This is a genomic window from Gluconacetobacter liquefaciens, from assembly GCF_003350405.1.
GTDB lineage: Bacteria > Pseudomonadota > Alphaproteobacteria > Acetobacterales > Acetobacteraceae > Gluconacetobacter > Gluconacetobacter liquefaciens.
The window spans coordinates 104,459-130,585 of the sequence record NZ_QQAW01000003.1 but is presented as its reverse complement, the minus strand read 5'-3'; the positions used below and the strand labels follow the sequence as shown (position 1 = coordinate 130,585).

Annotated in this window: 27 protein-coding genes; 11 read left to right on the top strand and 16 right to left on the bottom strand. The window is 66.2% G+C overall.

Annotated features, from left to right (window positions below; genetic code table 11):
• Nucleotides 1-3: 3 nt before the first annotated feature.
• Entirely contained in the window at nt 4-294 is a 291-nt protein-coding gene (locus C7453_RS06865; RefSeq protein ID WP_114726807.1) for a co-chaperone GroES, read from the bottom strand.
• 270 nt (nt 295-564) lie between these two features.
• Between C7453_RS06865 and C7453_RS06860 the strand changes: the two genes are divergently transcribed.
• Entirely contained in the window at nt 565-825 is a 261-nt protein-coding gene (locus tag C7453_RS06860) for an usg protein (protein WP_114727051.1), read from the top strand.
• Between the two features lie 31 nt (nt 826-856).
• Here C7453_RS06860 and C7453_RS06855 read toward each other — a convergent pair whose 3' ends face one another.
• Nucleotides 857-1,057 carry a DUF4169 family protein gene (locus C7453_RS06855; protein ID WP_114726806.1) on the bottom strand — a complete coding sequence of 67 codons (201 nt, stop codon included), beginning with the start codon at nt 1,055-1,057 and terminating at the stop codon, nt 857-859.
• Between the two features lie 46 nt (nt 1,058-1,103).
• Here C7453_RS06855 and C7453_RS06850 point away from each other — a divergent pair, with 46 nt between their 5' ends.
• Both C7453_RS06850 and C7453_RS06845 read left to right on the top strand, forming a co-directional pair.
• Nucleotides 1,104-1,772 carry a dienelactone hydrolase family protein gene (locus C7453_RS06850; RefSeq protein ID WP_114726805.1) on the top strand — a complete coding sequence of 223 codons (669 nt, stop codon included), beginning with the start codon at nt 1,104-1,106 and terminating at the stop codon, nt 1,770-1,772.
• 12 nt (nt 1,773-1,784) lie between these two features.
• Nucleotides 1,785-2,984 carry an MFS transporter gene (locus C7453_RS06845; RefSeq protein ID WP_211311032.1) on the top strand — a complete coding sequence of 400 codons (1,200 nt, stop codon included), beginning with the start codon at nt 1,785-1,787 and terminating at the stop codon, nt 2,982-2,984.
• A 113-nt stretch (nt 2,985-3,097) separates the two neighbouring features.
• Here the strand turns inward: C7453_RS06845 and C7453_RS06840 are convergent, their stop codons facing one another.
• Genes C7453_RS06840 through C7453_RS06830 form a run of 3 tightly spaced genes read right to left on the bottom strand, consistent with a single transcriptional unit; the run spans nt 3,098 to nt 6,016 of the window.
• Complete coding sequence (locus C7453_RS06840) at nt 3,098-4,015, bottom strand: S-methyl-5'-thioadenosine phosphorylase (protein ID WP_114726804.1); 918 nt, start codon at nt 4,013-4,015, stop codon at nt 3,098-3,100.
• Entirely contained in the window at nt 4,005-4,775 is a 771-nt protein-coding gene (locus C7453_RS06835) for a cytochrome c1 (RefSeq protein ID WP_114727049.1), read from the bottom strand. Before C7453_RS06835 ends, C7453_RS06840 begins: the two co-directional genes overlap by 11 nt.
• Before the next feature lie 8 nt (nt 4,776-4,783).
• Complete coding sequence (locus C7453_RS06830; RefSeq protein ID WP_114726803.1) at nt 4,784-6,016, bottom strand: cytochrome b; 1,233 nt, start codon at nt 6,014-6,016, stop codon at nt 4,784-4,786.
• 148 nt (nt 6,017-6,164) lie between these two features.
• On the opposite strand from C7453_RS06830, the gene hemF reads away from it, so the two are divergent.
• Both hemF and C7453_RS06820 read left to right on the top strand, forming a co-directional pair.
• A complete protein-coding gene (gene hemF, locus C7453_RS06825) occupies nt 6,165-7,067 on the top strand; it encodes an oxygen-dependent coproporphyrinogen oxidase (protein WP_114726802.1) in 903 nt (300 codons plus the stop codon).
• A gap of 159 nt (nt 7,068-7,226) precedes the next feature.
• A complete protein-coding gene (locus tag C7453_RS06820; RefSeq protein ID WP_114726801.1) occupies nt 7,227-8,321 on the top strand; it encodes a type 2 periplasmic-binding domain-containing protein in 1,095 nt (364 codons plus the stop codon).
• Nucleotides 8,322-8,345: 24 nt separating this feature from the next.
• On the opposite strand, the gene C7453_RS06815 is transcribed toward C7453_RS06820, so the two are convergent.
• From C7453_RS06815 to C7453_RS06795, 5 genes are all read right to left on the bottom strand, one after another.
• Entirely contained in the window at nt 8,346-8,936 is a 591-nt protein-coding gene (locus tag C7453_RS06815) for a Smr/MutS family protein (protein ID WP_114726800.1), read from the bottom strand.
• A gap of 121 nt (nt 8,937-9,057) precedes the next feature.
• Complete coding sequence (locus C7453_RS06810) at nt 9,058-10,482, bottom strand: cytochrome-c peroxidase (protein WP_114727048.1); 1,425 nt, start codon at nt 10,480-10,482, stop codon at nt 9,058-9,060.
• A gap of 96 nt (nt 10,483-10,578) precedes the next feature.
• The gene (locus C7453_RS06805; protein ID WP_114726799.1) at nt 10,579-11,433 is read right to left on the bottom strand and encodes a DNA-methyltransferase; all 855 of its coding nucleotides are present in this window, start codon (nt 11,431-11,433) and stop codon (nt 10,579-10,581) included.
• Nucleotides 11,433-12,566, bottom strand: a complete 1,134-nt coding sequence (mltA, locus tag C7453_RS06800; RefSeq protein ID WP_174787941.1) for a murein transglycosylase A — start codon at nt 12,564-12,566, stop codon at nt 11,433-11,435. The genes C7453_RS06805 and mltA overlap by 1 nt, the downstream gene beginning before the upstream one ends.
• A 107-nt stretch (nt 12,567-12,673) precedes the next feature.
• On the bottom strand, nt 12,674-13,354 hold the full coding sequence (locus C7453_RS06795) for a Tim44/TimA family putative adaptor protein (RefSeq protein WP_141288812.1): 681 nt from the start codon (nt 13,352-13,354) through the stop codon (nt 12,674-12,676).
• A gap of 221 nt (nt 13,355-13,575) precedes the next feature.
• Between C7453_RS06795 and secB the strand changes: the two genes are divergently transcribed.
• Complete coding sequence (secB, locus tag C7453_RS06790) at nt 13,576-14,094, top strand: protein-export chaperone SecB (protein ID WP_114726797.1); 519 nt, start codon at nt 13,576-13,578, stop codon at nt 14,092-14,094.
• A gap of 637 nt (nt 14,095-14,731) precedes the next feature.
• Nucleotides 14,732-16,051 (top strand): MFS transporter, encoded by a 1,320-nt coding sequence (locus C7453_RS06785; RefSeq protein ID WP_114726796.1) that lies wholly within the window; start codon nt 14,732-14,734, stop codon nt 16,049-16,051.
• Between the two features lie 87 nt (nt 16,052-16,138).
• Here C7453_RS06785 and C7453_RS06780 read toward each other — a convergent pair whose 3' ends face one another.
• Both C7453_RS06780 and hemC read right to left on the bottom strand, forming a co-directional pair.
• Entirely contained in the window at nt 16,139-16,891 is a 753-nt protein-coding gene (locus C7453_RS06780; RefSeq protein WP_245948895.1) for a uroporphyrinogen-III synthase, read from the bottom strand.
• On the bottom strand, nt 16,881-17,981 hold the full coding sequence (gene hemC / locus C7453_RS06775) for a hydroxymethylbilane synthase (protein WP_114726795.1): 1,101 nt from the start codon (nt 17,979-17,981) through the stop codon (nt 16,881-16,883). Before hemC ends, C7453_RS06780 begins: the two co-directional genes overlap by 11 nt.
• 77 nt (nt 17,982-18,058) lie before the next feature.
• Here hemC and tsaD point away from each other — a divergent pair, with 77 nt between their 5' ends.
• From tsaD to C7453_RS06760, 3 genes are read left to right on the top strand one after another with little or no spacing between them, the layout of a single operon-like run.
• On the top strand, nt 18,059-19,177 hold the full coding sequence (gene tsaD, locus C7453_RS06770; protein WP_114727046.1) for a tRNA (adenosine(37)-N6)-threonylcarbamoyltransferase complex transferase subunit TsaD: 1,119 nt from the start codon (nt 18,059-18,061) through the stop codon (nt 19,175-19,177).
• Nucleotides 19,174-20,001: a 23S rRNA (adenine(2030)-N(6))-methyltransferase RlmJ gene (locus tag C7453_RS06765; RefSeq protein ID WP_114726794.1), complete on the top strand. Its 828-nt coding sequence runs from the start codon at nt 19,174-19,176 to the stop codon at nt 19,999-20,001. Before tsaD ends, C7453_RS06765 begins: the two co-directional genes overlap by 4 nt.
• Before the next feature lie 4 nt (nt 20,002-20,005).
• A complete protein-coding gene (locus C7453_RS06760; RefSeq protein ID WP_114726793.1) occupies nt 20,006-20,965 on the top strand; it encodes an NAD(P)H-dependent glycerol-3-phosphate dehydrogenase in 960 nt (319 codons plus the stop codon).
• A 39-nt stretch (nt 20,966-21,004) separates the two neighbouring features.
• Here the strand turns inward: C7453_RS06760 and C7453_RS19115 are convergent, their stop codons facing one another.
• The 4 genes from C7453_RS19115 to C7453_RS06740 all read right to left on the bottom strand — a co-directional run bounded on the left by C7453_RS19115 (nt 21,005) and on the right by C7453_RS06740 (nt 25,431).
• Nucleotides 21,005-21,766, bottom strand: coding sequence for a hypothetical protein (locus C7453_RS19115; RefSeq protein WP_174787938.1), 762 nt, complete (start codon nt 21,764-21,766; stop codon nt 21,005-21,007).
• Nucleotides 21,766-22,497 carry a DUF3108 domain-containing protein gene (locus C7453_RS06750; protein ID WP_141288810.1) on the bottom strand — a complete coding sequence of 244 codons (732 nt, stop codon included), beginning with the start codon at nt 22,495-22,497 and terminating at the stop codon, nt 21,766-21,768. Before C7453_RS06750 ends, C7453_RS19115 begins: the two co-directional genes overlap by 1 nt.
• A gap of 79 nt (nt 22,498-22,576) precedes the next feature.
• Nucleotides 22,577-23,935: a M20/M25/M40 family metallo-hydrolase gene (locus tag C7453_RS06745; protein ID WP_259648931.1), complete on the bottom strand. Its 1,359-nt coding sequence runs from the start codon at nt 23,933-23,935 to the stop codon at nt 22,577-22,579.
• 254 nt (nt 23,936-24,189) lie between these two features.
• Complete coding sequence (locus C7453_RS06740; protein ID WP_114726791.1) at nt 24,190-25,431, bottom strand: NupC/NupG family nucleoside CNT transporter; 1,242 nt, start codon at nt 25,429-25,431, stop codon at nt 24,190-24,192.
• A 169-nt stretch (nt 25,432-25,600) separates the two neighbouring features.
• Between C7453_RS06740 and C7453_RS06735 the strand changes: the two genes are divergently transcribed.
• Nucleotides 25,601-26,086, top strand: coding sequence for a glutathione peroxidase (locus C7453_RS06735; protein ID WP_114726790.1), 486 nt, complete (start codon nt 25,601-25,603; stop codon nt 26,084-26,086).
• Nucleotides 26,087-26,127 lie beyond the last annotated feature (41 nt).

Below are 26,127 nucleotides of genomic sequence, written 5' to 3'. Positions count from 1 at the left end.
ACCTCAGGCGATCACGCCCATGATGTCGCTTTCCTTCATGATCAGCAGCTCCTCGCCATTGATCTTGACCTCGGTGCCCGACCATTTGCCGAACAGCACCTTGTCGCCCGCCTTCACGTCGAGGGCGACGATCTGTCCCTGCTCGTTCCGCGCGCCGGGGCCGACGGAGATGACTTCGCCTTCCATCGGCTTTTCCTTGGCGGTGTCGGGGATGATGATGCCGCCAGCCGTCTTCTCTTCGCCGGTCAGGCGACGGACGACCACACGGTCATGCAGGGGCCGAAAATTCGTCATTATGGATCGCTCCACGTCTAAAAAAGGTAACGCCCTTGAATAAGCAACGCCACCGGGTTGGCACGCGCGCCAGAGCCGCGTCGCTTTAGCACTCTCCTTGCGAGAGTGCCAACCAACAGGTAGGAGCCCACCCCCTCCCTGTCAACGTCTTGGCAGCACTTTCTTTCGACGACTGCCAAGTTTCTGGGAACAAAGAATTTTTCTTGAAATCCTCATGCCTGCTCACGCAGGCTGGCGCTGCGTCTCAACCGTCGATCCAGCGAGGTGTCCATGTCTCTGCGGCTCCAGCTCAACGACTACCGCCTGACGACCGCCGAAATCCTCTATCGCCTTCCCGATCACCCGACCCTGCTCCAGACCTACATCTGGCAGGAACTCGACCTGGCGCCGTCCTATCCGCAACTCCGCCGGTTCCTCGATTTCTGGACCCGCTCGCTGGAGGGGCAACTGCACTCGGTCAGGGTGACCCAACAGGGGCCGATCTCCCCGCCGGTGCTGCGCCACGCCACGGTATGCCTCACGTTACATTGACCGCACGCCCCTGACGGCCCCCAGGAGTTCATCACCCCTGCCCGTCCCCCTCCGGCCCGGCGGAGAGCTGCGCGCCGTCCAGCATCCGCCGGGCCCGCTCGGCCTCCTGCCGCTCGCGGTCGCGTTCGGCCAGCGTCCTGCCGTGCAGCGCCCGATTGCGCGCCGCAATGGCGGCCTGCTCCGCGCGAACCTTGCGCTTGCGCGCCTGTCGCAGGTTGACGATCTCGGTCATACCGCCACTCTACCGGCCCTTATCGGGACAGAAAAGGACCTGCCTCATGGGCCAGACCATCACCCTGACCGCCACCGACGGCCACACGCTCTCCGCCTACACCGCCGGCCCGGCCGACGCCGCCCGCGCACTGGTCGTGGTGCAGGAGATTTTCGGCGTGAATCATCACATCCGCGCGGTTGCCGACTCCTTCGCCGCCGACGGCTACCGCGTCATCGCCCCCGCCCTGTTCGACCGCGCGGAGGGCGGCGTGGAACTGCCCTACGACCAGGATGGCGTGCAGAAGGGCCTGAAACTGCGCGCCGCGATCCCGCCCGAAGACACGCTGCTCGACATCACCGCCGCCGCCCGCGCACTGGGTCTGCCACCGGCCCATACCGGCATCATCGGCTATTGCTGGGGCGGCACCATCGCCTGGCAGGCCGCCTGCCGCACCAATGTTTTCGGCGCAGCCATCGGCTGGTATGGCGGCGGCATCGCCGCCGAGCGAACCCTTGTGCCGCATTGCCCGGTAGAACTGCATTTCGGCGAGACCGACGCCTCGATCCCGCTCTCCGACATCGCCGCCATCCGCGCCGCCTACCCCGATCTGCCGGTCTACACCTACCCGGATGCCGGGCACGGCTTCGGCTGCCCGGAACGCGCCAGCTTCAACGCCACGGCGGCCCACCTCGCCCGCACCCGCAGCCTGGCCTTCTTCGACCGATTGCTCTGAATCGTCGCTCACATGTCGAATGTCGCATCGACTGCCGGCCGGCCGCTCATGGGCGGCCCGTCTCCGGCCTCGCCCGAGGCCCGGCGCGCCACCCGGCTGGCTTTCCTGATCGCCGGTTTCTCCGGGGCCGCCTGGGCCCCCCTCATCCCCTATGTCAGGCTCCGATGCGGTCTGACCGACACGCATCTCGGCCTCCTGCTGCTCTGCCTCGGCATGGGGTCCATCCTCACCATGCCGGTGGCGGGGACACTGGCGGGCCGGCTGGGATGCCGACGAATCATTGGCGTCGCAACGCTTGCGGTCTGCTGCACCATGCCGATCCTGGCCACGTCAGGGTCGATTGCCGTCGTGGCGTTCGCCCTCACTTTCTTCGGGGCGGCCATCGGCTCCATCGACTGCGTCGTCAACCTCCAGGCGGTCGTTGTCGAACGCGCGTGCGGCCGGGGCATGATGTCCGGCTTTCACGGCCTGTTCAGCGTCGGCGGCCTGCTGGGGGCGTCAGGGGCCAGCGGCCTGCTCAGCCTCGGCCTCTCCCCCCTTGCAACCACGATGACGGTCGTCGCGCTGATTCTTCTGGGCGGCCTGCTCGCCTTGCCCGGCCTGCTGACGCGGCCCACGGCTTCGTCCGAGCACACCGCCTTCACGCTCCCGCACGGCGTCGTACTGGTCATCGGCATGATGTGCTTCATCGTCTTCCTCGCCGAAGGTGCCGCGATCGACTGGAGCGCCGTGTTCCTGGCCACGGTCCGCCATGTGGACGTCCGTCATACCGGCCTCGGCTATGTGGCATTCGCCTGCACGATGACGGCCGGCAGGCTGCTGGGTGACCGGCTGGTCCGCCATGTCGCGGGGCATATCCTGGTCGTCGCCGGCTGCCTCCTGGGGGCGGCGGGCATGCTGCTGGTCGCAACCGTTCCCGTCTGGCAATTCACCCTGGCGGGCTATGCCCTGGTCGGTGCGGGCTGCGCCAACGTGGTGCCCGTCCTGTATTCCGCCATCGGCCGGCAGAAGCGGATGCCGGAGCATCTGGCGATCTCCGCCATCACCACCCTCGGCTATTCCGGTATCCTGATCGGGCCGGCCGCACTCGGCTTCATCGCCGGGGCAGCCGGCCTGTCCGTCGCACTCGCAATGGTCGGCCTGCTACTGCTGGTCGCCGCGCTCATGGGCTCCCTGCTTCAGCGCCCCCTCATCGACGGCAACCGGCACTGAAACGGCACATATTCGCAAGCCCCGATGATGCAGACCACGCAGGCCGCACCGCCGGGGCAGGTTTCCAGAGCGTTTCCACCTGTTTGAATGCCCGCATTCAAACAGGATCTGCCTTAGCCGCGCGAGAGCACGCGCCCGGCGATGGTCTCCAGCTTGGCCAGCAGAGCCGGGTCGCGCTTCTCCGGCGCGGTGATCAGCGCATGCTCCAGCGCCCGGTCACACCCGGCCGGGCACAGCCCGCGCGGACGGCCCAGGGTCGGGATCACCGACTTCACCAGCGCCCTGGCCCGGTCGGCGTTCGACAGCATGACCTTCACGACGGCATCGACCGTCACGCTGTCATGGTCGGGGTGCCAGCAATCGTAATCCGTCACCATGGCCACGGTCGCGTAACAAATCTCCGCCTCACGGGCCAGCTTGGCTTCCGGCATGTTGGTCATGCCGACCACCGAGCAGCCCCACGAACGGTAAAGATTGCTCTCCGCCTTGGTCGAGAATTGCGGCCCTTCCATCACCAGATAGGTGCCGCCGCGCGTCACATCCAATTTCAGGTCCCGTGCCGCCTCTTCCAGCACGTCGCCGATGCGCGGGCACAGCGGGTCGGCCACCGACACATGGGCCACGCAGCCGGTATCGAAGAAGCTCTTCTCCCGCGCGAAGGACCGGTCGATGAATTGGTCGATGATGACGAAATGCCCCGGCGGCAGTTCCTCCTTCAGCGACCCCACGGCCGACAGCGACACGATGTCGGTCACGCCCGACATCTTCAGCGCCGCGATGTTGGCCCGATAGTTCAGACGCGACGGCGGGATCGGATGCCCCCGCCCGTGGCGCGGCAGGAACACGCAGCGCACGCCGTCCAGCCGGCCGAACAGCAACTGGTCGGATGGCTGGCCCCATGGCGTTTCGACCGTGCGCCACTCCTTGTCTTCCAGCCCGTCGATATCATACAGGCCCGATCCGCCGATCAGGCCGATCACGGGTTCGATGGCGTCCTGAGCAGACGCAAGAGGGGCGGTTTCAATGGACATCGGACCAGATTCTCCGTTTCAGAAGGAACGCCAGAACGGCAAGGAAAAGTAGATACAGCACCACCTGCGCGCCCAGCCGGTGGCGCGCCTCCAGATGAGGCTGCGCCACCCACGCCAGGAAGGTGGTGACATCCCGCGCCTCCTGCGCCGTGGTGGCGGGCGTGCCGTCGGTATAGACAACCTGCCCGTCGCGCAACGGCGGCGGCATCGCGATTTCGCGGTCGCTGGCATAGGGGTTGTAGACGGCGCCGGCGTGGCTGGGCCGATAGCCCGCCGGCGGCTGCCGATATCCGGTCAGCACCGCATAGATCCGGTCCGGCCCGCCGGGATAGACCAGCGCCAGCCGCGACTGGTCGGGCGGCGCCACCCCGTTATTGGCCGCCGCCGCAGCCTGGGGATTGACGAACGGGTCACGAAAATGATCGGCCGGCGTGGCGGCGCGCGTCACCGGGTCGCCCTGCGCGTCCACCCCGCCCGGCACCTGCTGCGTGGCCGCGATCCGGCCGACCTGCTCCATGGTCAGCCCCATGCGCGTCAGGTCGCCATAGGTCATGGCCTTCATGCCATGACAGGCCGAACAGACCTGAGCATAGACGGCATAACCGCGCTGGACGGCCGAGAGATCGAAGCGCCCCAGAGGCCCCTCGAAGCTCCAGGCCTGATGCGGCGCCCGGTCATGCGGCCCCGCCTGCGCAACGGCGGGCGACAGATCGGCCAGCGGCGCGGCAAAGGCCAGCACCGACACGCACCGCAGGATCATCCCGCCCCTCATACGCCGCGCCCCCCGGCAATGCTCTCCGGCAGCACGACCCCACGCTCCCACCGCGCAGACAGCGGCAGCAGAACCAGAAAATGCGCGAAATAATAAACGACCGCGATCCGCCCCGCGATCATCCACCCCCCCTGCGCATGATGCCGGCCGACGAAGCCCAGCAGGATGAAGCAGACGACCAGCACCCCCATGCCGACCCGATAAAGCGGCCGAAACCGCGCCGAACGGATCGGCGAGCGGTCGAGCCACGGCACCAGGAACAACACCAGGATCGCCCCCACCGAGGCCAGCAACCCGCCGAATTTCGACGGCACCGACTGAAGAATCCCGTAGAACGGCAGGAAATACCATTCGGGCTCGATATCGGCCGGCGTATGCAGCGGGTTAGCGGGCCGGAAATTCTCGGCCTCGAACACCACGTTGGGCAGAAAGAACACCACCACCGCAAACAGCAGCGCGAACAGGATCAGCCCCAGCGCGTCCTTGCTGGTATAATAAGGGTGAAACGGCACCGTATCGCGCGGCCCTTTGGGCTCGATCCCCAGCGGGTTGTTCGAGCCCGTCACATGCAGCGCCGCGACATGCACCCCCACCACGCCCAGCACCGCGAAGGCCAGCACCATGTGCAGGATGAAGAAGCGATGCAGCGACACATCCCCCGGCGCATCGCCCCCCTGGAGAAAATGCTCCAGCCACGGCCCGATGCCCGGAATCGCATCGACAGCCTTGCCCGCAACATCGGCGCCCCAATACGACATCTGCCCCCAGGGCAGCACATAGCCGGCAAAGGCGGTGAACATCACCATCGCCAGCAGCACCAGTCCGGTCAGCCACAGCATTTCGCGCGGCGCCTTGTAAGACCCGTAATACAGACCGCGAAACAGATGGATATACAGTGCGGCCAGAAACATGCTGGCGCCGGTCACATGGATCGACCGCAGCAGCCACCCGCTCGGTACCTGGCGCTCGATCGCCTCGATCGACGCAAACGCCCCGGCGGCGGTGGGCGTGTAATGGATCGCGAGGAAAATGCCCGTCGCCAGCATCACCAGCAGCACGACCGTCAGGATCGCGCCGAAATTCCACAGCCCGTTCAGGTTTCGCGGCGTCCGGTACTCGACATATTCCCGGCGAAAGGCCGAGACGACCGGCAGTCGCGCGTCCAGCCAGGGCAGAACGCCCGTCTTCTCCTGTCGATCCTGCCTGTCGCGGGAACCTTCGTCCGTCATTCGGTCCTCAATCCTCCGCCCCAACGGCGCCCGCCTTCCATAACGGCCCCCCGCCCCTTCTTGCAATTGCCCCCATGATCGGACTCTATGGACAGCGTTTCAAACCCCCCGTTCCGCCGACCCGCCCGACGCAGAAGATGACCCGACCATGACAGAAACCCGCGCGCCCATCCCCCATGACCATCTCAGGCAGGAGGCCCGCGCCTGGTTCGAAACCCTGCGCGACCGCATCTGCGCCGCCTTCGAGCAGATCGAGCAGGACGCCGGCGACGTGCAGACCCTGCCCGGCCGCGATGCTCCCGGCACATTCACCCGCACCCCGTGGGACCGCGTGAACGAGGACGGCACGCCGGGCGGCGGCGGGGTCATCAGCCTGATGCGCGGCCGGGTGTTCGAGAAGGTCGGCGTCAACGTCTCGACGGTCGAAGGCACGTTCAGCCCCGAGTTCCGCGCCACCATCCCCGGCGCCGCCGAAGACCCGCGCTTCTTCGCCACCGGCATCAGCCTGGTGGCCCATATGTGCAATCCCCGCGTCCCCGCCGCCCATTTCAACACGCGGATGATCATCACCACCCAGGGCTGGTTCGGCGGCGGCGGCGACCTGACACCGATGTTCCCCGACAGCCCCGAGGCCCAGGAAGATGCCGTACGCTTCCACGCCGGCTTCCGCGCGGCCTGCGACGCGCACGACCCGGCCTACTACCCGCGTTTCAAGGAATGGTGCGACCGCTATTTCTTCCTGCCCCACCGCAACGAACCGCGCGGCCTGGGCGGCATCTTCTACGACCGGCTGAATACCGGCGACCTGGCGGCCGATTTCGCCTTCACCCGCGATGTCGGCCTGGCCTTCCTCGAAACCTACCCCGCCATCGTCCGCCACCGCATGACCGAACGCTGGACCGAGGAAGAACGCCGCGCGCAACTGGTCCGGCGTGGCCGCTACGTGGAATTCAACCTGATCCACGATCGCGGCACCTTGTTCGGCCTGAAGACCGGCGGCAATACCGAGGCGATCCTGATGAGTCTTCCCCCCGAGGTCCACTGGCCGTAAACTCTCGCCTTCGCCGCCGAGGGCCTCCCCGGCACCTGCCATAGACTCGCCGCATTCCAGCGCGAAACAGGCGTTGGAATGTCCCCTGCCGTGGAGATGCCGCCTTTGCCCGCGACCCGACCTGTTCCCTGTTCTGACCAACGGCCCGGTCGGGCCTAGATGCGCATGCACCGCCGCCAGTTTCTTGCCATGGCGGGTCTCTCCGCACTCGCCGGTATTCCCGCCGCCGCCCGCGCGGGTGGCCTGACGCACATCGCCGCCATCGCCCCTGCCGGCGGCACCGTCATCGACCCCACCCTGCTGGTCGCCGGCAGCGCCGAAAGCGCCGCGGGCCGCTGGAGCACCGTGCTGGCCCCGGCCCTGGCACAGGGGCTGGGCTCGCCCTCTCCGCTGGCCACGCACCTCACCAGCGGGCTGGACGGCGTGACCGGCGCCAACCAGTTCGATACCCAGACGGTGCCGGACGGCGCCACCGCCCTGCTGGTCCCCGGCGCGGCGCTGGTGGCCTCGCTGGCCGGCGATCCTCGCGCCCATTACGATTTCGGCCGCTGGGTGCCACTGCTGTTCAGCCTGGTCTCGCCCATCGTGGTCGGCCGGGCGGACCTGCACCGCACCCTGCGCGACCTGGTGCGCGACCGCCCGATCCGGGTTGCGGTGTCCAGCGATCACGGCATCGAACTGGCCACCGTCATGGCCATGGCCATCTTCGGCTTCCGCCCGATCCCGGTCACGGGCTTCGCCACGCCGCAGGAAGCCCTGACCGCATTGCGTGACGGCAAGGTGGACGTGGCGCAGATCTCCGACCCCATGCCGCCCCAGGCGCTGGACGCCCTGCTGGCCCCGCTGGAACAGGCCGGCGCCACGCCACTCTTCACGCTGACCGACAATGTCCGCGCGACCGTGCATGGCAAGCCGGTGCCGAGCTTCGCCGAACGCTTCAATCAGGAACGCGGCCGCCCCCCGGCCGGCCTCCTCTACGACGCATGGAAGATCGTCGCCGCCGCCGCATCGCTCGATATCGGGTTGATGCTGCCGATGCTCACCCCGCCGGAACAGGTCGCCGGCTGGCGCCACGCGGTCGGCCTCGCCAGCAGCCAGGGCGCGCTCGACACGCTGAAGAACGATGCCGGCCGCGCCCTGGTCAGCGGCCCCGATTGCGGCCGCTACCTGCACGACATGACCGGCGAGATCACCGCCGTGCTGATGCTCCGCCGCTGGCTGGCCGTTCACATGGCGGAATGGCGCCTGGGATAGGCCTCTCCCCGCCCGGCACCAGCGTCAGACGCGCGCCCGGCGCAGCAGGATACGCACCGATCCCTGATTGGCGGCATGCGGATGCACCACCGCCAGGATCAGCGGCCGCAGGTCCGGGCGCCCCAGCCAGAAGGGCAGTTCCCGGCGCAGAACCCCGCCATCGCGGCCCGACCCCAGACCGGTAATGACTTCCACACAGCGCAGATTGTCGGACCGGGCCTGGATCAGAAAACCATGCAGACGCTGGAAGGCCGCATGGGCGTTCTGGCCGTGCAGGTCGAGCGTCCGCGACGGGCGCAGCTTGCCGCTGACCAGCGTCCGCCAGCTCGTATCGTCCAGACCCGGCCCGCGATGGCCAATGGCAACCTCCGCCCGCGACCGCACCAGCGTAAAGCCCGGCCGCCCCAAGCGAGGCACCTCGGATTGCGGCGCGACAGGCACGGAGGGGGCAACACGCTCCCGTCGCTCCGCCGCGGGGCCGGCGGCAGGCGGAGCCGGCGGCGCAGCGTCCAAAGGCGCCGGCCGGGCAGCCCTGCGGGCCAGCGGCTGGATATCGCGCACGAAGGCCGACCACAGCGCCTTTTCGTCTTTCCCGAGGACCCGTCGACGGCGCACCCCTGTTCTCCCCGCCCGCCGGCGGGCGGCCCAATGCCGCCCATCGTCCCGATCCGCCTGATCTTAAAGCAGTTCGCGCCCGGATCGAAGCCCGGACGCGCGCTGCATCAAGTAAGGCGCGTCAGGGCGCCTGCGTGCCGGCCAGGGGCTGCCCCTGATAGGTGCCGGTCAAAGTGCGCAGGAAGGCCACGATATCAGCGATATCATGATCCGACAGTGTATGGTCGGGCGTCTGGTAACGCGCCATCAGCCGCACCGCCTCTTCCAGGGTCTTGACGCTGCCATCGTGGAAATAGGGCGCGGTCAGCGCGATATTGCGCAGGTTCGGCACCTTGAAGCGTTCCATGTCGTCAGGCGACTGGGTCACGGTGAAGCGCCCCTTGTCGGCATCGGTCACGGCCCCGCCGCGCGCGGCGAAGTAATCGCCCTCCAGCCCCATCACCTCGAAGGCCTGCCCGCCCAGCGAAACGCCGGTATGGCAACCCGAGCAGCCAACGCTCTTGAACAGCGCATACCCGTTCTTTTCCTGGGCATTCAGCGCCTGCTCGTCACCCTTCAGATAGCGGTCGAAACGGCTGTCGGGCGTGATCAGCGTCTTTTCATATTCCGCGATGGCATCGGTAATCCGCCCCTTGTCGATATCGTCGGACCCGAACGCATCATGGAAGGCCGAGACATAGGTCGGATCTTCCTTCACCTTGTCCGCCACGATCGCCCAGTCATGCGAACCCATTTCCAGCGGGTTCATCACCGGCCCGGCCGCCTGCTCGGCCAGCGTCGCGGCGCGTCCGTTCCAGAACTGGCTCTTGTTGAAGACCGAATCATAAACGGTCGGCACGTTGATCGGCCCATGCTGGCCACCAATCCCCAGCGCCGTGACGCGCCCGTCCACGCCCCCATGATCCAGCGCGTGGCAACTGGCGCAATTCAGCGTGCCGTCACCCGACAGTTGCTTGTCGAAGAACAGCCGCTGGCCCAGGGCCACCTTGGCCGCATCTACGGGCACGCTCTCGGGCACGGGCTGGACCGGCTCTCCGGCAAAGCGCGCGGCAACACCCGGCGTCGCATAATGCGCACGGCGCTCGGCGGCGACCCAGTTCAGCAGCGCGTCACGCTGCGCCTGCGACAGATGGGCATGCCAATGCATCAGCAGATACAGCGTCGGCGGCATCCGGTTCTGGCGAATCACTTCCTCGATCCGCGCCAGTTGCTCCTCGGACGGAACAGCCCCGGTCTGGAACGCCTCGATCACCGGCTCGATGCGGAAATGGCGCAACCCCTGGTCGACATCGCGCTGCATCAACTGGTTGGCGACCGGCACATGGAAATAGAAAGGCAGTTCGACATTGCGCGCATGGCAATAATCGCATCGTGCCTCACGAATCGCCGCGAACGCGGCCGAAGTCACCGGGTCCGCCAGCGTCGGCGAATGGGTATCCAGCGTCGGTGCCGTTTCATGGTCGAAATGGGTCAGATAACCCACAACGCCGCCATAGGCGACAATCCCCAGAACCGCGACCGAAACTATTGCTTTACGCACCGACACGTCCACTCCTCCACTTTCGTCTCAAGGGAGGGTGTGCCGGATATAGAAAACATCTGTCAAAATCATATTTTTAATAAAAACGATTGAACTGGTCGATCAGACGGAAGATTGATCCCCTTCCATGGCCAGTTTCAGCCGCTCCCGCGCCACTTTTACATAGGCAGCGTCCAATTCGATCCCGACACCGCGCGCGCTTTCCATCTGGGCAGCCACCAGCGTGGTCCCTGTACCCATGAACGGATCCAGCACCACCGCATCCGGCCGGCCATGCAGACGAATGCACTGACGCGGCAACTGCACCGGGAACGTCCCCGGATGATTGAATTTCTGCGCCTTGTCGCGCACCGTCTCATAGGGGATGAACCAGGTATCCCCCCGGCAGCGCCTGTCCTGCTCATGCCCGCGCCGCGCGATGTTCGATTTGTCCTTGTACGGCACCCCGATATCCAGCCGGCGCAGTTCCACGGTGCCGGAACGCGTCAGATGGAACAGATGCTCGTGATTGCGGTGCAGATAACGCGCGCTGTTGACCGGCTTGAAATGACCATACGTATCGTCATGGACCGAGATCGACTTGATCCAGCTAATATGGTTCTGCAAATGGAAGATCTCGCGCAGCCGCACCGCCAGTTCGAACGGCAGCCAGGGCTGCGCCGACGATCCCGCGATATTCAGGAAAAACGACCCGTCAGGCCGCATCACCCGATGCAATTCGCGCGCCACCGCCATCATCCAGTCCAGATACTGGTCTTCCGACATGCGGTCGCGATAGGTCCGATACCCCAGGCCGATATTGTAGGGCGGCGAGGTCACGACGACATCGACCGAATCCGCCTCCATCCGGCGCAGTTCGCGCAGGCAGTCGTTGCGCACCAGAAGATGCGGCCCCATCGCCTGGCGCACGGCGCGGGGGGCACGGGTGCCGCCTCCCGGCCCGCTTCGCGGTGCCATCAGGGTCGGGTAACGACGGGGCGCGGCGTCAGGGCGATCATCCGACCATGCTGGCGCATCGCGCCGGCGGTCTGCTCGGCCTCATCGCCCCAGCCCAGGAACAGGTCAGCCCGTCCCGCACCCTTGATGTCGGTCCCGATATCCTGCGCATAGACCAGCCGACGCCAGGTCTGGTTCGCCGGCGCAGGCAAGGTCGTCTCAACCCAAACGGGCGTGCCCAGCGGAATTGCGCGCCGATCCACGGCCGCCGAGCGCCCCGGTTCCAGCGGCACGCCCATCGCACCGGGCGCGCCCTGGCTTGCCGGCACATCGTCCAGAGCATTGAAGAACACGTAGTTCGGATTCTCCTCCATCACCGCCCGGGCCTGGGCGGGATGGGCCGTCAGCCAGGCACGGATCGACTGCATGCTCACCGCATCCTCGCTCATCTCGCCCTTCTGCACCAGCACGCGCCCCAGCGGCACATAAGGCTGTCCGTTCTTGCCGCCAAAGCCCAGCCGCACGATCTGCCCGCTGGGCAGGCGCACACGGCCCGAACCCTGGATCTGGAGGAAGAACAGGTCCGCCGGATCGGCCACCCAGAGCAATTCCAGGTTCCGCCCGGCCAGCGCCCCCGCATCGATCTGCGCCCGCGACCAGTAAGGTACGAACCGCCCCCCCTGCCAGTGGCCGGAAACCGAACGCCCGTCGGTCGCCCGCGCCCGCGTGAGATCCTCCGGCACCCGATAGACCGGTGTCTGGTAAATCCCCCCCCGCGACAGCGCGCCCCGAATCTCGGGCTCGTAATAGCCGGTAAAGAGCGCGGAGGACGACACCAGCACCGGTGCGAACCATGTTTCATAGAAGCGCTGCGCCGCCACACCGTCTCCGGCAGGCACCGCCGTCGCCGCCTGACAGGCCGGCAGCCAGTCGCCGACATGCGCGCCCAGCCCGCTGTCAGGCCCCAGCGTGGCCTCGGCCGGCAGGCGACCCAGATAGCGGCATTCCGCCAGGAAAGCCGGCAACGCACGCGCCGCCTCGTCCGGTCCCCAACCCGACAGGGCGGCGAATGCGACCGGCTGGCGCTCGCCCTCCTGCCCCGTTTCGGCGCAGGCGGACAGCAGAAGGATTGCGGCGGCACAAACGCCCCGCATGACGGCAGGCAGACGGAAATAGCTCAAGGAAACAGCCAGACTTGCTCTATGTATGCGAAAGATGGGCGGACAACCGCCGCCGGACAGGATCGCTCGGGCGCGCGCGATCAGGCGCTGCGGCTGGCCGTCAGACGCCACGCCGCGCCACCGATCGACGCCCCCAGCAGACGCTCGAACGTCCACAGATCCGAGAACTCGGTCACCGCATCGGTGCCCGCCACGGGGTGCCCATCCTTGTCCAGCGTCAGGCTGATCTGGTCCGAGACGATGCGCACGTCGATCCGCGCCCGCGGCGCACCGGCCAACTGGTCGATGGCGGCATCGACGATCGCCAGGCTGGTCATGGCGCGCACCTCGCTCTTCTGGGTCTCCCCCGCCTGCTCGCGCGACTGGATCGCGGCATCGAAGGCGTTGAAAGCCTCGGCGGTCAGGCGTTCGCGCAGCATGGTCCGGTCGCCGGCGGCGAAGGCCTGGACCACCTGGCGGAACGAGACCTCGACCCCGCGCAGAAACTGCGCCGGCACGAAATCGCGCTCCTGTCCGGCGATGGCCGCCAGCACCTGCCCCACCCGGGTCTCGGGCGCCGGCACGTCATAGTCGGTCAACGGGGCCGGCGGCTCGGCGCGGCCTTCGATCACCGGGCCGGGACGGGGCACCGGGGCGGCGGGCGATGCGGGCTCGACCCCCACGCGCGTGCCCAGAATGCTGCGCAGCCGCAGCGCCAGAAACGCCGCGATCAGCCCGAACAGCACCAGGTCGAACGGAAAATGACTAAACGAAAAATCCATCACCACGCCTAACCGAAAGGCGCGCCGGACCAGCCGGCAGCGCAATCTCTCTCCATTGCCCTAACACATAGGCAACGCATCCTGCCGACACAATGCGGCAGGACGATACAGGGCAGGATGAATTTCCATCCCGCCGATCCCCGAGGTTGGCGAACGTCGCGGGGCATGCTACCGGCGATACCCGTTATCCGCCTTCATTGCCCGCAAGGAAATCCTCGTTCATGTCAGATTCGACCCAGCTCCCCGCCGACGGAAGCCAGAATGCCCCGCCGGCGCTGCCGTTGGCCATCAACGTCCAGTACATCAAGGATCTGTCGTTCGAAGTCCCCTCGGGCGCCGAGATTTTCGCCACGCTGCGTTCGAATCCCCAGATTTCGGTGAACATCGACGTGCAGGCCAGCCGCCTGCCGCCCGAGCAGCCGGTCTTCGAAGTCGTGCTATCGATCAAGGCCGAAGCCGTGGAAGCACCGGAAAAAGAAGGCGCCGCCCCTGGCCGCACAGTCTTCGTCGCCGAACTGGCCTATGCCGCGGTGGTGACCCTGGGCAATGCACCCGACGACCTGGTCGAGCCGATCCTGCTGGTCGAGGTGCCGCGCCTGATCTTCCCGTTCGCGCGCAGCATCATCAGCGACGTCACCCGTGACGGCGGTTTCCCGCCGGTCGCGCTGCAGCCGATCGATTTCGTTGCCCTGTGGCAGGCCAAACGCGCCAACTTCCCGCAGACGGCCGGGAATGCCTGATCCACTCCAAGTCACTGTTATCGAATGGAAAGGCCCGCCCCGTGCGGGCCTTTCTCTTTTGGGGACCACGGCGACCCGCCCCGAGCAATCCAAGAACATATATTTTTTTATCTAAACAGATATCAAACAGTATAATAAAAAATAATCCAGTATTTATATAAAAAATTCCAATTTTTTGAAAATAATTCCTCACATAACATATTTATTTGACGAATAATATACAGAAACATTGATATATATTTGCCAAAATTTCTCCATATTTTACGATATTCCTCCTTCAAATCTGCGTATATTTCTCATACTATGCGCACACAAGATTGATAACGGGAGAAAACGAAGTATCACTTGCGCACACAATGCGTAAATGTGGAATCAATATCGGTTTTACTCTATTCTGAACTATTCAGAATATTTTTATAATAAAAACCGTCCCACGCGATATATTATCGCACACCGAGATTTCGCCATGGAAATGGTGATTTCCGCGTCCTGGACGCGCATCCCTACATGATGATTTCGGAATCGATCCTTGCGCGCGCCGCATCGCGATTTCGAACGCAGCTTGCATCGATGCTTCGTAATGAGGCGAAGCCCCTCACCGTTATGTTGGCTGCCTGTTAAAGAGGAGACCCTCCCCTTGACGCAGACAGATACTCTGCTTCCCAGCCCTTCCCTCGTCGAACGAATGGGCATCCCGCGCTCCCTGCTCTGGGGCTTCATCGGGCTGCTTCTGTTCATGGTCGGCGATGGGGTCGAGGCCGGCTACCTGGCCCCCTATCTCGAAAATCACGGCGTCACGTCGCGTGACGTGGCCTTCCTGTTCACCATCTACGGCGTCGCCGTGTCCATCTCGTCCTGGCTGTCGGGTCCGCTGTCGGATCTGTGGGGGCCGAAGCGCGTCATGTGGATCGGCCTGGCCATCTGGGCCGCCTTCGAAGTCGTCTTCCTGATGGCCGGCATCATGACCGGCAATTACACGGTCATGCTCGCCGCCTACACGCTGCGCGGCCTGGGCTATCCGCTGTTCGCTTATGGCTTCCTGGTCTGGATCGCCGCCGCGACCCCGCCGCGCCAACTGGGCTCGGCCGCCGGCTGGTTCTGGTTCGCCTTCTCCGGTGGCCTGCCCACCCTGGGCTCGCTGTTCGCCAGCGTCACGATCCCGCTGGTCGGCGAGATCACGACCTTCTGGCTGTCGCTGGTGCTGGTGGTCGCAGGCGGCTGCGTCGCCCTGCTGATGACGCACGAACCGCGCGGCGCCAGCCGCCTGGCCCCCGCCAATGTCTCGGTGGGCGGCATCTTCTTCGGTTCGATCTCCATCCTGTGGCGCGAACCCCGTACGTTCATGGCGCTGATCGTCCGCACCATCAACACCTCGTCCGAATATGCGTTCCTGGTGATCATGCCCGCCTTCTTCACCAAGGTGGTCGGCTTCTCCCTGTCGCAGTGGCTGGTGCTGCTCTCGATCGTGTTCATGAGCAACATCCTGTTCAACCTGATGTCCGGCATGCTGGCCGACAGGCTGGGCCATCGCACGGTGGTGTCGGTCGCCGGTTGCCTCGGTGCCGCAATCTCGGTCCCGGCCTTCTATTATGTGCCACTGGCCTTTCACGGCAATTTCTTCATCGCGGCTCTGGTCGGCATCTTCTACGGCGCGACCATCGCGGCGTTCGTCCCGCTGTCGGGTCTGGTCCCGCAGATCTGCCCGAAAGAGAAGGCCGCCGCCCTGTCGGCCCTGGGCCTTGGCGCCGGGGCCAGCACCTGGGTCGGCCCGGCCATCGTCACCTGGTTCCAGGCCTGGCACGGCATTGAGGGGATCATCTGGATCTTCTCCGGCCTCTATGTCTTCGCCGGCCTGCTGACGCTGTCCCTCTCGATCCCGGACCACGCGCGCGCCTATATGCGCCAGGCCCGTGCCCGAGGCGAGGATCTGAGCGCAGGCGCCGCAGCCTTCCATTGACGCAGATGCCAGACCGCCCGACAGGCGGCCTGGCCCACCCAGAGCATTTCCACCTGTTTGAATGCACGCATTCAAACAGGATCCGCTCTAGCCGGCCGCCACCCCCAGCAGGGCAAGCATCGCCGCTTGATCGGGCGTCGCCGCCCGGACGATCTCCCCCCAGGGCACCGAGGCGAGCACCTCGGCCGCCTTGTCGGAAATCGCGATGGCCCGCGCCTCGCGCAACATATCCCGTACATCGCGCGGCAGATGTCGCAGGAACTGGCGCGCCGTCTCGGCCGAAAAGAACAACGCCGCCGCCACGCCACCGCACCCGATCAGCGCCCGCAGCTCCTCCGGAGACGGCATCCCGGGCCGAATGCGGTAAACGCATCGCCGCACGACCCTGAAACCGCCACGCCGCAAGGCGTCCGCCAGATCCAGCCCATATCCCGGCGCCGTCGCCAGCAGCAGCGCACCACCGGCAGGGCGCCATTCCGCCCGCACCAGATCGGCCAACGCATCGGCCGTCCCATCCGCCGCCGTCACCTGCACAAAACCAGCCGCCCGCGCACGCCGCGCCGTCGCGGCACCAACCGCCAGAATCGGCATATCCGCCGGCACCCGCCCCGCCAGCGCGGTCACCGCCTGCCCACTCGTCACGAGAATCGCCTGCACGCCGCGCACCGGCAGCGGCCCACGCAAAATCGGCTCGGCCCGCAATGCCGGCAGCGCCACCGCATGCCAGCCCAGCGCCGTAACGGCCGCCATGGTCTCACTCAGCCCCGGCTCCGGCCGGGTCACCAGCACCGCCGGTCGTGCCCCGCCCGACGGCGGAGCCTCCACCCGATCAGGGCGCAAAAATATCCGCAGGGCTGTCGGCCCGCAGGCTGTGGCCCAGTTCGCGCCCCATCCGCTCGGCATCGGCCGGCGCACCGGTCACGACGCGCCGCAGGAGGAACGACCCATCCTCCCGCGCCACCAGTCCGGTCAGGCGCAACATCGGCCCGCCACCCTGCGCATCGTCGATCAGCCGGGCATACCCGCCAATCGGCGTGCGGCACGATCCATCCAGTTCCGCCAGCAACGCGCGCTCGGCGGTAGACACGGCCCGCGCCTCGTAATCCTCGATCGCCGACAGCAGTTCGCGCAGTTCGACGTCGCTCTCCCGCACCGTCACGCCCACGATCCCCTGCCCAGCCGCCGGCACCATGATCTCGGGGTCGAGAATGATATCCGCCCGATCACCCATGCCCAGCCGCCGCAGCCCCGCCAGCGCCAGCAGGGTGGCCTCGCACTGCCCCGCCGCCAGCTTGTCCAGCCGCGTCTGCACATTGCCGCGCAGCAGGCCGAAGCGCAGGTCGGGCCGGTCATGCAGCATCTGCGCCTGCCGCCGCACCGAGGCGCAGCCGACCAGCGCGCCCCGGGGCAGACTGTCGAAAGGCGCCGCCGGATCGACCTGGTCCGGCTGCACGGCCCCCGGCCGCAGGATCAGCACATCGCGCGCATCCTCGCGCCGCAGGGTGCAGGCCAGCACCAGGCCGGGCGGCAACGTGGTCTCCAGGTCCTTCAGGCTATGAACCGCGAAATCGATCCGCCCGTCCGACAGCGCCTCATGGATTTCCTTGGCGAACAGCCCCTTGCCGCCGATTTCCGCCAGCCGGCGGTTCTGGACCTGATCGCCGGTGGTGTTGATCTGATGCTCCTGAAACGCCCCCATGTCGCGCAGCACGGGGCAGAAGCGCGTCAGCATCGTCAGAAAGGCCCGCGTCTGCACCAGCGCCAGCGGCGACGCCCGCGTGCCGACACGCAGCGGCAACTGCCGGCGGTGCGGCAGGGCCGGGCGCAGAACGCCCTGCTTCTGGCGCGCGGCAGCCTCGGCCGCGATCTTTTGCAATGCCGATGCCTGGGCGGTCGGCCGGTCGGAGACGGAGGGCGGAACGAAAACCATTTGCTGTCTCTATTCCCGCGACGCCCCGAAGAAAAGATGACATAACGCCCGACGGAACTGTCTTTTATGCAATGATCATGTCTTCACCTTCCCTCGGCGCCCCGGCGCCGGCCGAATCTGCGGTCCAAGCGCCTATTCTGGCGATCGAATCGTCGTGCGACGATACCGCCTGCGCCATCCTGACCCCCGACGGCACAATCCTGGCCGAGACCGTACTCTCGCAGTCCGGCCATATCCCCTTCGGCGGCGTGGTACCGGAAATCGCGGCCCGCGCGCATCTGGCCGCCCTCCCCGGCCTGGTGCGCCAGACGCTCGACGTGGCAAGCCTGCCGGCCGAGGCCCTGGGCGCCGTCGCCGCCAGCACCGGCCCCGGCCTGATCGGCGGGCTGATCGTGGGCGCCGGCGTCGGCAAGGGGCTGGCGGTGGCGCTGGGCCGCCCCTTCATCGCGGTCAACCATATCGAGGCCCACGCCCTCACCGCCCGCCTGCCCGGCCTGGTGCCCGGCGGTGCCCAATTCCCATACCTGCTGCTGCTGGTCTCCGGCGGCCATTGCCAGTGCATCGCCGTCGAAGGCGTGGGGCACTACCGCAAGCTGGGCGGCACGATCGACGACGCAGCCGGCGAGGCATTCGACAAGGTGGCCAAGATGCTCGGCCTCGGCTGGCCCGGCGGCCCGGCGGTCGAGGCCCTGGCGCGCGAGGGCGATCCCGCTCCCTGGCCACTCCCACGCCCCCTGCACGGCCGGCCCGGATGCGATTTCTCTTTCTCCGGCCTGAAAACCGCCGTAGCGCAGAAACTGGCACCCTACGCCATGGACGCCCTGCCCCGCCCGGTCGCCGCCGGCATCGCCGCCAGCTTCCAGAACGCGGTGGCGGATATCGTGGGCGACCGCGTCGCCCACGCATTGGACATGATGCCGGACGCCACGCTGCTGGTCGCAGCCGGCGGCGTCGCGGCCAACGGCGCCCTGCGCGCCCGCCTCGACACACTCGCCCAGACACGCGGCCTGCCCTTCGCCGCGCCGCCGCTGCGCCTGTGCACCGACAACGCCGTCATGGTCGGCTGGGCAGCCATCGAGACCCTGCGCGCCCGCCACGCCCTCGGCCTGCCACCATTGGACGAACTGGACCTTCTTCCCCGCCCCCGCTGGCCACTGGATCAGATGGCGGCACGCCTGGACGTCACCGCCGCATGAATTACCGCCACGCCTTCCACGCCGGCAATTTCGCCGACTGCATGAAACACGCGCTGCTGGTGCTGCTGCTCCAGGCGCTGGCCCGCAAACCGGCGACCTTTTCGGTGCTGGACACCCACGCCGGCATCGGCCGCTACGATCTGGGCGGCACGCAGGCCACCCGCACCCTGGAATGGCAAGGCGGGATCGGCCGCCTGCTGCACGCCCCGCCGGCCGACCTGCCCCCCGCCTATCTCGATCTGGTCCGCCGGGCCGGCGCGCCGGACATCTATCCGGGCTCCCCCCTGATCACGGCGATGATGCTGCGCCCGCAGGACCGGCTGGTCTGCTGCGAACTGCACCCCGAAGACAGCCAGGCCCTGCGCAGCCTGTTCGCGGATAACAGCCAGGTTTCGGTCCATGCCCGCGACGGCTACGCCGCCCTGTCAGCCCTTCTCCCCCCGCGCGAGGCAAAGCGCGGCCTGGTCCTGATCGACCCGCCCTTCGAGCAACCCGACGAATTCGCCCGCCTGGCAGAGGGCCTGAAGACGGCACACCGGCGTTTCGCCACCGGTATCCTGGCAGGCTGGTATCCGATCAAGCACCGCGCCCCCGTGCGCGCCTTCCTCGATTCGCTGCGCGGTTCGGGGATTCGCGACATCGTGGCGCTAGAACTCACCCTGCGCCCACCGCTCGACCCCACACGCCTCAACGGCTGCGGACTGGTGGTGATCAATCCCCCCTTCGGCTTCATCGAATCCGCCCTTCCCGCCCTGCGCGCCCTGACCCCTCTCTCCCCCGACGGCACGGGAGAAGCCACCGTCACGCGCATCGTGGAGGAATAGGAGTATGGCCGCACGCATCGCCGTCATCGGCGCCGGCGCCTGGGGAATCGCCCTGGCCACCCAGGCCGCGCGCGCCGGGGCACAGGTCCATCTGTGGGCCCGCCACCCCGAAACCCTGACCGACGCCCGCACCCTGCCCCGCCTGCCGCAGATCACGCTGCCGGAGACGATCACCGTCACCCACGCAATGCCCACCCAGGCCGACGCCGTGCTGCTGGCCGTCCCGATGCAGCATCTCCGCGCCGTGCTGGCACAGATGCCCGCCGCCGGCCCGATGATCGCCTGCTGCAAGGGCGTGGAGCGCGACACGCTGGCCCTGCCATTGCAGATCATAGGGGACCGCCACCCCGACCTACCGCGCGCGGTGCTGTCCGGCCCCAATTTCGCGCATGAAGTGGCCCAGGGCCTGCCCACCGCCGCCGTACTGGCCTGCGCCGACCTGTCGCTGGCCCGCACCCTGGCCGATCACCTGACCACCGCGACCTTCCGCCTCTATGCCAGCGACGACGCCATCGGCGTGCAGGTCGGCGGCGCGGCCAAGAACGTCATCGCCATCGCCGCCGGCGCCACTATCGGCGCAGGCCTGGGCGAGAACGCCCGCGCCTCGCTGATGACACGCGGCCTGGCCGAACTGGGGCGCCTGGCGCTAGGTCTGGGCGGCCGCGCCGCCACCCTGTCCGGCCTGGCCGGCGTCGGCGACCTGATCCTGACCTGCACCGGCCCGTCATCACGCAATTTCAGCCTCGGCCTGGCGCTGGGCAGGGGCGAATCACTGGCCGAAATCCTGGGCAGCCGCACCACCGTCGCCGAAGGCGTCGCCACCGCCCCCGCCATCCTCGCCCTGGCCCGCGCCCACGGCATCACGGTCCCGGTCATCGAGACCGTGTCGCTGCTCCTGGCCGGCGACATCGACCTGCCCGAAGCCCGCAACCGCCTACTCAGCCGCCCCGTCGGTTTCGAATAATCCCTTCGTCAATAACAACTTATCGTAGAAACTGCCCATTCAACCACCAGCAGGCTCCTGCTGGGCCGCCAACAGCACCGGCAACACCATAAAGAAGCTGACCACGCTCAAGACGGCACAGAAAGACCCATAACCACCCAGAAAACCGGGAATGGAAAAGAACCCGAGGCTGACGGCCAGAACCGTCATGCTGAAAATCTTCTGCCTGTCCGCCGAAAAAAGCCGCGCCTGCGCCGCCGGCAGCGCGTGGCAGGCAAAGCGCCAGACGAGCCAGACCGCGAACGCGCTGGCAAACGGAAACAGACCCCAGACCGAAATCCCCAAGCCCCTGGCCAGCAGCGCCATATCGCCATGACTGGTCAGAACCCGAAGCGGGGCATAGCTCCAGACATTGAAGGTCGAAAACGCATCGACCCAAACCAGCCCCCACAAGGCGACCAGTCGTGTCGCGCGCCCGATCAGACCCATGATCAGCCGATGACAGATCATGGCCGTTCCACCATTGGCCAGCAAAGGCCCCGCCGCAGCGATCAGCGCGGCCTGCCAGGCGCACCCGCTCGCAAAGATCGGCGCATAATCAACATTTTCATCGATCTGCTGCTGAAGGAGAATATTGTCGATGGCGCCCGTTCCGTAATGCAGGGCCAACGGATCGCCTTTCCACCCCAGGCCCCACGCCACAAAGGCATGCGCATATTCATGCGCGAAGAAATTGAACGCATGCGCAAACAGAACCGAGATCAGGACAGCGCCCCCAAAACCCAGCATGTGGCCGCAATTGCGCAGACCCGTTCCCCGCATCAACGCCTCGCCTCAAGCTGGGAGACATGCAGAACCGGCTCGCTCGTTTCCCATATCTTCACACATCCCGGCGCGTGGAGATCCACTCTGTATCCCATTTCAGCACGCGGAGATCGGGCGATTTCATAACGGACCCTGTCCGACGAACCATCGCCGGCCTCCACCACCCAGGCCGGTCTGCCATCGTACGGGGCCACGATATCCCCGACCACCTCTGCGGTGATTTGTTTTTCTCCCCCATCATAATGCCATGTCGGCAACGTGTAACGGCCGCCTTCGGCCAGTGGCAGGGCCGCGAGCGTCACCCCCAAAAGATGGCCCTCCCAGGTCGGTCCGTTCAGCGCGACGGAAATCGTCTTGCTACCGGCGGAACTTTCCCGAGTCCCCCATATTCGCCGGGCATCATAGCGCAGGCGGATACGCTCCCAATTCCTGTCGCGCCGGTCACGTCCGCGCGTACTATCCATCATGATCGGCAGCAGGCTGGTGCGATCCACCACATAGTGCTCGCGCGCCTCGCAGCCGACCCCTTTCAGATGAAGCACGATATCCCAGACCCGCCGACCGTTCAGTTCCGTCTTCCGAAGAACGCGCCAGAGACGGCCGTTTTCATGACCGTTTATCTTCAGGATAAAATACGTCGCACCTGCTTCCAGCCGCTCCCCCTGCATCGGCGGCGGGGCTGCGGCCGTCAGCACAAGACAGGCGGCAGTCAGGAAAAGCCTTTTCATCCCGTCACACTCCCACCCGGCTGGCCGCACCCAGAACATCTCCACCTGTTTGAATGCACGCCTTCAAACAGGATCTGCTCTAATGCGAAAGCTCAGTCACCATCGCCGCCATGATCTCAAGGGCTGGCGCCACGCTCGCCACGGGCGTCCGCTCGTTCAGCCCATGCATGAACGAGTCCGAATTCCTGATGAAGAGCGGACTCACGGCGTAACTCGGCACTCCATGCGACCGGAACCACATGCTGTCGCTGGCCCCCGAGCCCAATGACGGAAAAACGGCCACGCGCGGATAGACGCCATGCACGGCATGCTCGATGGCACCGACGACATCGGCCCGCATGGGCGAGGCCGGCGTCTCGACCGATCCTTCCGTCACATCCGTGATCGTCATGGCGGGATCGGCCGCCGCCTGCTTCAATTCGTCCAGAATCTCCGCGCGCGGATGGCCGGGGAAGATCCGGCAATTCACATTGGCCGTCACCCGCTGCGGCAGTGCGTTGAGAGCGTGCCCGCCATTGATTTCGGTCACCACGCAGGTGGTGCCGATCCGCCCGACGAAGGACGGATCGGCCGACAGGGTTTCGATCGCGGCCTCATTCGTCGGCTCGGCCGCGAAGGCCCGCATCGCCGCCGCGATCGGTGCCGCTTCCCACTGCGCCGCACCCAGAAAATACCCCCGGCTCAACTCATTGATTTCCGGTCGGAAGCGATAATGCTGAATGCGCAGAATATCTTCCGCCATCTCGGCAATCGCATTCAAAGGACGCGGTTCGGAGGAATGACCACCAGGATTGGTCACGACCAGCCGATAATCGGCATAGGTCTTCTCCCCGCCCTCCCAGGCAAAATAATCGGGCTTGCCCGTCTTCTCGTCGATAACTCCGTTCGCCCCATCCACATTCAGCACCAGTTCGGCACCGGCCAGCTTCTCCGCGATGATGGCCCCCGTCGCCATCGTCGTCTCCTCGTCGCCGGAAAATTCGATGACGATATCGCGCCGGGGCCTGTATCCCGCGCGCTTCAACCCGACCAGCGCTTCGATCGCGATCGCATCGTCCAGCTTCATGTCCGTGGCACCACGCCCCAGCAGAAAGCCCTTCTCAATTTTCGCCGTAAAGGGATCATGCGTCCAATCCTCGGCCTTGGCTTCGACGACATCCATATGCCCCGAAATCACCAGCGGCTTAAGCGACGGATCACTCCCCGGCCACCGCGCGATCAGATAAGCGGTGTCCCTGTAAGGCGTGATCGTAATATCGGATGCTGAAAACCCACCCGCGACCAGCGCATCCCGAAACAGTTGCGCCACCTGCGGCGTCTGGTTCCCCTGCCCGGCGACCGAGCGCAACGCAATCGCCTTTTCCGCCAGTGCCAGCGACGCCTCCACAGCATGGCGATCACCAGCCGGCGCGGCCCCGGCAGGCTCCACCGCCCCCAGGGCCAGCGCCACGCCGACACACGCACACGCGCTCTTTTTCAGTCGAACAAACCCGCCGCCACGGTCAGGCCGGAACAGATTGCGGAGAACCAATGGACGCGCCCCAGAAAGTTACCATCAAGTAACAACCATATCGCACGATCATCACGGATGGAAAGCCGCCACATTCATCATGCCCTCAGAGCACGGACTTCCAGTATCGTTTCCAACAATCCCGACAACAATCCGTCGCGTCCGTACCGCCACATATCGGGCTAGCCGACGAACATGCCGGCAATCGTGGCACTGGCGAAATTCGACAGCGACCCGGCAAACACAGCCCGCAGCCCCATGCTGGCCACTTCCCCCCGCCGTTCGGGGGCGATACTGCCGAACCCGGCGATCAGGATGCCGACCGACGACAGGTTGGCAAACCCGCACAACGCGAAAGACGCAATGGCCAGCGCGCGCGGATCAAGCGTCGCATCGTGAAAATGCGGCCCAAGCGCGACATAGGCCACGAATTCATTGAACACGAGCTTCTGCCCCATGATCGCGCCAACCACCCCGCTCTCATGCCACGGCACCCCGATCAGCCACGCCAGAGGGGCAAAGATCACGCCGAAAATCGTCTCCAGCGACAGATTGCCCACGCCGAACCAGCCGCCCAGCCCATGGATCAGCCCATTGGCCAGCGCAATCAGCCCGATAAAGGCAATCAGCATTCCCCCCACCGCCACCGCCACGCCGACACCGCTGGCGGTGCCGATCGCGATAGCCTCGAAGACATTGACCGGATGCTCATGCCCGAATTCCAGGTCGAGGCCCGAAACCCGCGTCGGCGTGCGTGACGGCATCAATATTTTTGCAAACAGCAGCCCACCCGGAATCGCCATCACCGACGCCGCCAGCAGATAATCCATAGGCACGCCCAGCCCCGCATACCCCACCAGCACCGAGCCCGCGACCGAGGCCGTCCCACTGCACATGACGGCAAACAGTTCCTCGCGCGTCAGCAGCGGCACATACGGCCGCAGCGCCACCGGCATCTCGCTCTGCCCAAGAAAGATCGTCGTGACGGCGGAGAAGGATTCGATCATCGACGTACCCAGCGCCCGCCGCAGCAGCCCACCCAGCAGCCGCGCCAGCCGCTGCATGATGCGGTAATAATACAGGATCGCGATCAGCGCCGAGATATAGGCGATCTGCGGCAATATCCGCAGCGCGAAGATAAACCCGCCACCGGGAAACAGCGTATCCATGCGCGGCCCGACCAACGGGCCGAACAGGAAGGCGCTGCCCTGCGCGCCATAGCCCAGCACGGTATCGACGGCGCCCGAAATCACATGCAGCGCCGCCCGCCCCGGCGGCACGAACAGGATCAGCCCGCCCAGCGCCACCTGCATCGCCACGGCGGCCAGGACGATCCGGGGACGAATGCCCCGCCGATCCGCCGAACACGCCACCGCCAGCGCAATCAGGCAGGCCAGCCCCAGAATTCCATGCAGGACCGCCATTCCACCCTACCAATCCAAAACCGCAATGACTTGCACCGTAACGACATTGTGCCCTGCGCGATGTGCTGTCCAGAGTGGCGGATGGCGCCGCCCCTGCCCACTCGTGCGGCAACGGAAACTGCTCTAGGCTTCCATTCCCTTACAGGCGACAACAGATCGAATCGGCTCCATGACGACCGCGTACGACTTTACCCTCCCGGCCCTGGAAGGCGGCACGATCGACCTCGGCGCCCTGCGCGGCAAACCGGTGCTGATCGTGAATACGGCCTCGCAATGCGGCTTTACCCCCCAGTTCGAGGGGTTGCAGGCATTGTGGTCGTTCTATCGCGGCAGCGGCCTGACGGTCATTGGCGTGCCGTCCAACGATTTCGGCAATCAGGAACCGGGCTCATCCCAGCAGATCGCCACCTTCTGCGCCCGCAATTACAGCGTGACCTTTCCCATGGCCACGCGCAGCCATGTCCGTGGCCCCGAGACGATTCCCCTGTTCCGCTGGCTGGGGCAGGAAGGCGGCGTGCTGGCCCGCCCGCGCTGGAATTTCTACAAATACCTGATCGGCCGCGACGGCACGCTGGCCAACTGGTTCGTCAGCCTCACCTCCCCCGAATCGCGGCGCATGCGCCTGGCCGTCGAACGCGCGATTCTCGATCACTAACCCCGTTCCCGCCACACGAATCACGCTGGGCCGAAACCACG

Excerpts from the sequence above, each read along its gene's own strand:
- C7453_RS06865 (WP_114726807.1), bottom strand. The coding sequence starts at position 294 with ATGACGAATTTTCGGCCCCTGCATGACCGTGTGGTCGTCCGTCGCCTG.
- C7453_RS06860 (WP_114727051.1), top strand. The coding sequence starts at position 565 with ATGTCTCTGCGGCTCCAGCTCAACGACTACCGCCTGACGACCGCCGAA.
- C7453_RS06855 (WP_114726806.1), bottom strand. The coding sequence starts at position 1,057 with ATGACCGAGATCGTCAACCTGCGACAGGCGCGCAAGCGCAAGGTTCGC.
- C7453_RS06850 (WP_114726805.1), top strand. The coding sequence starts at position 1,104 with ATGGGCCAGACCATCACCCTGACCGCCACCGACGGCCACACGCTCTCC.
- C7453_RS06845 (WP_211311032.1), top strand. The coding sequence starts at position 1,785 with ATGTCGAATGTCGCATCGACTGCCGGCCGGCCGCTCATGGGCGGCCCG.
- C7453_RS06840 (WP_114726804.1), bottom strand. The coding sequence starts at position 4,015 with ATGTCCATTGAAACCGCCCCTCTTGCGTCTGCTCAGGACGCCATCGAA.
- C7453_RS06835 (WP_114727049.1), bottom strand. The coding sequence starts at position 4,775 with ATGATCCTGCGGTGCGTGTCGGTGCTGGCCTTTGCCGCGCCGCTGGCC.
- C7453_RS06830 (WP_114726803.1), bottom strand. The coding sequence starts at position 6,016 with ATGACGGACGAAGGTTCCCGCGACAGGCAGGATCGACAGGAGAAGACG.
- hemF (WP_114726802.1), top strand. The coding sequence starts at position 6,165 with ATGACAGAAACCCGCGCGCCCATCCCCCATGACCATCTCAGGCAGGAG.
- C7453_RS06820 (WP_114726801.1), top strand. The coding sequence starts at position 7,227 with ATGCGCATGCACCGCCGCCAGTTTCTTGCCATGGCGGGTCTCTCCGCA.
- C7453_RS06805 (WP_114726799.1), bottom strand. The coding sequence starts at position 11,433 with ATGGCACCGCGAAGCGGGCCGGGAGGCGGCACCCGTGCCCCCCGCGCC.
- mltA (WP_174787941.1), bottom strand. The coding sequence starts at position 12,566 with ATGCGGGGCGTTTGTGCCGCCGCAATCCTTCTGCTGTCCGCCTGCGCC.
- C7453_RS06795 (WP_141288812.1), bottom strand. The coding sequence starts at position 13,354 with ATGGATTTTTCGTTTAGTCATTTTCCGTTCGACCTGGTGCTGTTCGGG.
- secB (WP_114726797.1), top strand. The coding sequence starts at position 13,576 with ATGTCAGATTCGACCCAGCTCCCCGCCGACGGAAGCCAGAATGCCCCG.
- hemC (WP_114726795.1), bottom strand. The coding sequence starts at position 17,981 with ATGGTTTTCGTTCCGCCCTCCGTCTCCGACCGGCCGACCGCCCAGGCA.
- tsaD (WP_114727046.1), top strand. The coding sequence starts at position 18,059 with ATGTCTTCACCTTCCCTCGGCGCCCCGGCGCCGGCCGAATCTGCGGTC.
- C7453_RS06765 (WP_114726794.1), top strand. The coding sequence starts at position 19,174 with ATGAATTACCGCCACGCCTTCCACGCCGGCAATTTCGCCGACTGCATG.
- C7453_RS06760 (WP_114726793.1), top strand. The coding sequence starts at position 20,006 with ATGGCCGCACGCATCGCCGTCATCGGCGCCGGCGCCTGGGGAATCGCC.
- C7453_RS19115 (WP_174787938.1), bottom strand. The coding sequence starts at position 21,766 with ATGCGGGGAACGGGTCTGCGCAATTGCGGCCACATGCTGGGTTTTGGG.
- C7453_RS06750 (WP_141288810.1), bottom strand. The coding sequence starts at position 22,497 with ATGAAAAGGCTTTTCCTGACTGCCGCCTGTCTTGTGCTGACGGCCGCA.
- C7453_RS06740 (WP_114726791.1), bottom strand. The coding sequence starts at position 25,431 with ATGGCGGTCCTGCATGGAATTCTGGGGCTGGCCTGCCTGATTGCGCTG.
- C7453_RS06735 (WP_114726790.1), top strand. The coding sequence starts at position 25,601 with ATGACGACCGCGTACGACTTTACCCTCCCGGCCCTGGAAGGCGGCACG.